Below are 6,120 nucleotides of genomic sequence, written 5' to 3'. Positions count from 1 at the left end.
GGCCGCGTTACCGAGGCGCACCTGGCGTGCCACCTGGCCGGTGGCGGGGTTGTAGACGGGTTGCGTGCGTGTGCTGCTGCCCGTGGTGCGTGCACCCTGGATGTACTGCGCAACTTCGGTGGAATCGGTATAGGGGGTCATGGTTTCAGGTCTATTCGGTAAGGTTGTAGGACTCGGATGAAGGGCAGTTTAGGTTGCGGCCTGGTAAATGAAAATACCAAAGACTTGAATTCTTTGTTCATATTAGTAAACAATACATGAATGAAAGAAGAAAAAGTCGAATCCCTCTGGAGCCATATTTATTGGCTAGCCACCCTGTCCAACCAAGGCAGTTACACCGCTGCAGCCGAGCGCTTGAATGTGAGCAAGGCGGCAATGAGCCATCGCATTGCCGAGTTGGAGCGTATTGCCGGAGTGAGCCTGGTTCAGCGCACCACTCGTAGCGTGCGCTTGACAGAAGCCGGTCAGCGGTTGGTGGACGATACCCAGACGTCGTTCGATCACATTGCACAGACCTTTGACCAGGTGCGCGACATGGCAGAGAGCCCTCGCGGTTTGGTGCGCATCACGGCTCCAGTCGCCTTCGCGCGGCAGCAATTGGTGCCTCAACTACCTGCGTTCTTCAAGGACTTTCCCGAAGTACGCATTGAACTCGACATGTCCGACCGCTTGCGCTCACTAGGAAAGGAGGGCTTTGATCTTGCCGTCAGGCATGCCGCGTCCCCGCCCGAAACGCACGTGGCCTGGCCTCTGTGCAAGACCGAAACGCTCCTGGTGGCGACGCCAGGCTACTTGCGTCGCGCAGCCGAAGTGAAGGAGCCTGCGGACCTGCGTAACCACAACTGCCTGCACTATCCCCGCGCCAACGAAAGTGCGGCATGGACCTTTGAGGCACGCAACAACCGCGCTACGGACGCATTGGTCACGGTGCAAGTATCTGGCTGTCTGGCGGCCAACAACAGCGAGTCACTGCGCGATGCCGCCTTGTCTGGGCTGGGCATCGCCCTGCTACCCGACTTCACGGCGCAGTCACACATCCAGTCGGGCAAGTTGGTGGGTGTGCTGCCCAAGTGGCGAAGTGTGCGTGCGTTCGCTGAGCATCTGTACCTTATACGGCCCTACAGTCCCCATGTACCCCGAACCGTAGCGGTGCTGGTCAAACACCTGCGCCAGCGCTTTGCTGGCGGCTTTTCGCAAATGTCTTCGTCAACTTGAACGTTCCATGCAGTTTAATAATCTCTTGAAAATCGTTTCCACATTGCAATAAACGTTGTAAATTCATAAGCATGCAACAAGTCGCCCCTCCCAAAGATTACGAAGAGCTCATCCGGGTGATCCATGAGCGCTATGAGGACATGAGCAAGTCGTATCAGGCAATCGCCGTGTACCTCACGCAAAACCCCAATGAAGTCGCCATCAAACCCGTAAATTCGATCGCAGAGACTTGCGGTATCCATGCATCCAGCTTTGTGCGCTTTGCACAGGCGCTGGGCTACAAAGGATTCAAGGAACTGCAGCAGCTCTACCAACAGCGCTTGTCTACGGCTGCACCCGGGTTTAATGCCCGCGTAAAGGCGCTCCAGTCTGAGCTTGCAGACCACAGCACAACATCCACATTTCTGCAAGACTTGGTACACCGCGACATTGCTTCGCTGCAAGAACTGGTCGAACTGACCTCCAAAGGAGATGTGGCCAAAGCAACTAAGATGATGGAGGTAGCCGACACAATCTACCTCATAGGCCAGTTGCGCTCTGCACCTGTGGTGGAGTTAATGCGCTACGTTCTCACCATGTTGGGCAAGCGCGCCGTCTTGTTGGACGCCAGTGGCGGGCTGACGACCCATATGGCAAATCTCATTCGGCCAAGGGATATGTTGATTGCCGTGTCTTTTCGCTTCTATGCCAACGAAGTCGTAAATGTAGTGGAGAGCTGCGGCAGCCGTCAGGTGCCTATCTTGGCAATTTCAGATTCAACTCTCTCGCCATTGGCTAAAAACGCCTCGGTCCTTTTTACAGTGCCAGAACACGAGTATTCGTTTTCAAGATCACTTGCAGCCCCTATGTGTTTAGCCCAGGCCTTGCTGGTTAATTTGGCATCTAAACTTCAGAAACAGGTTGAGCCAAGAATTCCGACTGTAACCCAGCAGAAGCAGAAAGGCGCTAGTTCTAGTTGATCTACTTGAGCGACTGATGGGGCGTCGCTGAAAACCAAATGCTCTTGCGCTTCATTACTGCCGGGAGAAATGTCAAGCGTCAGCTTTTCGAAGGGGCTGACATTTATGCGCCCAATACGAGCACCCGCCATGGGCACGATGCAGGTGCCTGCCAACGTCGGCAGTCTGGTGGTCTGCCTTCTAAAAAATTAGGAATGTCTGTTACCTGGCAGTGCCATGTGAATTGGCTAGTCCGGGATCCGACCAAGAGCAGGCACAGCGGCTTGTCGGCTTTGTGCACTGGCCCCCGATCTGTTAGACACATATCTGCATTGCCATCGCATTGAAGTCGTGGGATAACAAATGGTCTAAACACAGAATCTTGCATCGTCTATGTCTGCAATGTCACTCAGCAATCTTAAGGGTGAACTACGGTAGCGATCCGAGTGCCTTTGGATAGCACATCCCTTCAGCAGTCTAGCGTCAGCGTGCCGCTGAGGGATCGTGAGCAACAGGGTGTCATCTGGTCATTTCTTCCCTGCTCTTCCGAAGTAAGAAACTTGTCTCGATGATCCGGCACTCCTTCCAGAACCGGGGTGAGGCAGGTCCCGCAGATTCCCTGCTCACAAGAGATTGGTATGTCCACTCCGACACGGCGAGCGGCTTCCACTATTGTTTCCTCGGGACCTACAAATACACGTTTTCCGCTGAACGAGAAGTTGACTTCAAAGGTGAAACCGCCAATTGACGATTGGATAGGTGCAAAGCTTTCATAGTGCAATGTAGGCTTGGGGTCACTGCGTGCATCAAGCAACTCCTTGATCCGAAGAAGGAAGCCAGCCGGACCACAGGCATATATGTCGGAATCGTGGGAGGTTCCGCCCAGCACGCGATCTAGAGGAGCTCCTTCGTCCTTTCGCTCGTCATCCAGATGAAGTGACACCCTGGAGGCCAAAGGACCGTGCTCCAACTCAGCCAGGAACGCCAGTCTGTTGCGTGACCTGGCGAAATAGTGCAGCTCAAAGGAGTTGCCCGAATCTTGTAGCTCATACGCCATGGCAAGAATTGGCGTGATGCCCACGCCACCGGCCAACAGACGAATCGAGCGATCTTTGGACCGGAGCTTGAACGCGTTGCGCGGGCTGCTGATGGTGATCAGGTCACCCGGATGAACGGTGTCATGCATTGCGCGTGACCCGCCCCGTCCCTTTTCGTCTAGTAAGACGGCCACCCGGTAGACCTGCTCCTGGTCAGGCCTGTTGCAGAGGGAATACTGACGAATCATGCCTCCAGGAATATGCACATCAATATGGGCCCCCGCATCATACGGGGGCAAATTCATCTGGTCGTTTGCTGGCACAAATTCAAAGGCGTCTATTCCCATTGCCACCTGTGTTCTGCAGCTCACCTTGACCAATAGCGTATTCTGACTCATCGTCCAACCTGCCTACTTCAATGGACATTGGGATGCATACGCATCTTGGTGGTTCTTGAAGGGTGTTGCAACGGTTTGCAAATTGAGTCGGCCCTTACCATCCTTTGCAACTTGCATGACATGCATTGCCTGGATTGGAAAATTGTTGTTTCCGAACTTGAAGTCCCCCCGTATTGATTTGAAGTCGGCAGCCTTGAGAGCTGTCATAAACGCCTTTTTGTCGAAAACATTGCCCTTAACCTTTGAAATGGCAGATTCCAGCAGCAGAGCAGCGTCATAGCTTTGAGCAGCGTAGTTGGATGGAATTCTTTTGTACTTTTGCTCGAACGCGTCGACGAACTTGCGACTTTGCTCATTCTGGAAATCCGGCGCCCAGAAGCCACCGCTGACAACGCCCATTGCGGTGTCACCGATGGCAGGAAGCGAGAGTGCATCTACGATGAACGTTGACAGCAACGGAATTTGCTTGATCAAGCCCGTCTGGGCATATTGCTTGGCGTAGGCGATGCCAAGGCCGCCCGGATAGAACGCAAATACGGCGTCTGGCTTGGTGCTGGCGACCTGGGTCAGTTCGGCGGAGAAATCAAGCTGATTCAGTGGTGTATAGATTTCGTCGACCACGCTGCCCTTGTAGTAGCGCTTGAAGCCGCTAACAATGTCTTTACCCGCCTGGTAGTTGGGTGCAAGGATGAAGACCCGTTTGTATCCCTTTTGGGTGGCGTATTGGCCTATAGCTTCCGCGGCCTGGTCTCCTTGCCAGGAGGTAATGAACTGATAGGGCGAGCACTGAGCACCGGCAACTTGAGATGGGCCGGCGTTGGATCCAATTAGGAAGACTTCATTGTCGGTAATGTATTTGTGGACCGCCAACATGACATTTGAGAACGAAATGCCCGTGACGATAGACACCTTATCCCGCTCCACTAATTTGCGCGCAGCCTGGATCGCCACGTCCGGTTTGAGCTGACTGTCTTCCTTGATGATCTGGACGGGAAATCCGCCCAACGTTCCCCCATTTTTTTCTATGACCAAATTGAATCCATCCAGCTGATCCTGGCCGACCGCTGCGGCCGATCCGGACAACTCACCCAAGAAGCCGATTTTGATGGGCGTCTGCGCGTGCACTAAGCCCGCTAACAGTGCAGCGACCATTGCACACGTCCATTTGTGTAATTGCTTGATTCTCATGTTTGTCTCCTGTCTTGTTGCTTGACGTCTGGTTTGAGTGGCGGGTAGTTTCAAGGTACCGCGGACTGAGCCTCTTCCTTGAGCATGCGTTCGAGCTGACGTCGCATGCGAACCGGACCGGTATCAATGCTCAGCAGCACGGGCTTCATGTCCCAGAAATTTCTGTCGCCGAGGGCTGCTTGTTGAGCATCCAGCATGGGCTTGTCCTGTGACTCGAATGCGAAGCGCCTGAGTGCCGCGAATTCTTTGGCCTCTTCTTGTGTCAATCGGGTTCCCGGGGGCATCAATGCCGCAAAGTGATAGTGGGAGGTCTTTTCAGACTCTGGCGTCAATATGTGAACACCGTAATACCATCCATGGTCCACGCGTTGACCATTCACCTCGTGCACACCACTGTCCAGCAAGAAGCAGCTCGGCGGCATCCAAGTCATGTTTGTCCACATGTCCACCGGCTTCCCATCCTTGCGGTAGACCATGTCAAAGATCTTCGGAACAGATATATTGGGCATCCAGCGTTTGCAAACAATCGTTCCGCTCTCCTCCTTCAGCACCTGATCTGCGCCCGTCTGTTCAGGGCTTCCCAAGTAACCGTCATGAAGGTAGGTAATGTGACTGAGATCCAGCAAATTCTCAGCCATCAACTCGTAGTCGGACTGGATATGTAGGTAACCCCGTGTGGAAGAGTAGTCTGCATTTGTTTCCAGCACGCTGTAGTCTGGCAGTTTTCCCAGGTCCGGTGCAGCTTGCCCCATCCAGATCCAGACCATGCCATAGCGCTCCGTGGTTGGAAACTGCCGCACCTTGGCAGCGGTCGGAATTTTTCCATCTCCATGTGGATTGAGTACACACTTTCCGGTGCAGTCGAACTGCAGGCCGTGGTAACCACACTCGATCTTGTCGTTAACGATTCTGCCCATATGCAAAGGTACAAATCTGTGCGGGCACCGGTCTTCAAGTGCCACGACACTGCCGTCGTTCTTTCTGTAAAAAACGACAAGTTCACCCAGCAGGCGCCGGTGAAACATTTCTCCGGCTTTGATGTCCGTGTTCCATCCTGCGACGTACCACGCATTCTTGATGTAGGCCATTCTGTGTCTCCTCAGTATTGATTTGCCTGTCAGTATTTAAACATACCGAGCGTGCGTTATGTAAATAATTTTATAAATGACCCTATGCCATAAAAGGGATTCTCATAACAACTTGCAAGAAGCTGAGGGATCCACATGCAGTGTGCAAGCGATGCAAAATCGCCCTATGAACAAAACCATCCCGTCTTCGCAAGCAATTATCTTTAGTGACTCCAAGAAAGCCCCCGCTCAGGCTAGAGGCAGACGGCGCCAGGAG

5 protein-coding genes are annotated in these 6,120 nt (G+C 53.4%); 2 read left to right on the top strand and 3 right to left on the bottom strand.

What is annotated here, in order from left to right:
- The first annotated feature begins 261 nt into the window (after nt 1-261).
- Both AC1RMF_RS26290 and AC1RMF_RS26285 read left to right on the top strand, forming a co-directional pair.
- Nucleotides 262-1,215: a LysR family transcriptional regulator gene (locus tag AC1RMF_RS26290; RefSeq protein ID WP_493145461.1), complete on the top strand. Its 954-nt coding sequence runs from the start codon at nt 262-264 to the stop codon at nt 1,213-1,215.
- Nucleotides 1,216-1,286: 71 nt separating this feature from the next.
- Nucleotides 1,287-2,174 (top strand): MurR/RpiR family transcriptional regulator, encoded by an 888-nt coding sequence (locus AC1RMF_RS26285; protein WP_493145460.1) that lies wholly within the window; start codon nt 1,287-1,289, stop codon nt 2,172-2,174.
- A gap of 448 nt (nt 2,175-2,622) precedes the next feature.
- On the opposite strand, the gene AC1RMF_RS26280 is transcribed toward AC1RMF_RS26285, so the two are convergent.
- The 3 genes from AC1RMF_RS26280 to AC1RMF_RS26270 are packed head-to-tail and all read right to left on the bottom strand — an operon-like array spanning nt 2,623 to nt 5,864.
- Entirely contained in the window at nt 2,623-3,588 is a 966-nt protein-coding gene (locus AC1RMF_RS26280) for a PDR/VanB family oxidoreductase (protein WP_493145458.1), read from the bottom strand.
- A gap of 12 nt (nt 3,589-3,600) precedes the next feature.
- Nucleotides 3,601-4,776, bottom strand: a complete 1,176-nt coding sequence (locus tag AC1RMF_RS26275) for an ABC transporter substrate-binding protein (RefSeq protein WP_493145457.1) — start codon at nt 4,774-4,776, stop codon at nt 3,601-3,603.
- Nucleotides 4,777-4,826: 50 nt separating this feature from the next.
- Nucleotides 4,827-5,864, bottom strand: a complete 1,038-nt coding sequence (locus tag AC1RMF_RS26270) for a Rieske 2Fe-2S domain-containing protein (RefSeq protein WP_493145456.1) — start codon at nt 5,862-5,864, stop codon at nt 4,827-4,829.
- Nucleotides 5,865-6,120 lie beyond the last annotated feature (256 nt).

Source organism: Rhodoferax sp. GW822-FHT04A08, assembly GCF_058801025.1.
Note: the sequence above shows the minus strand (reverse complement) of the source record. Positions and strands in the feature narration are given on the sequence as shown.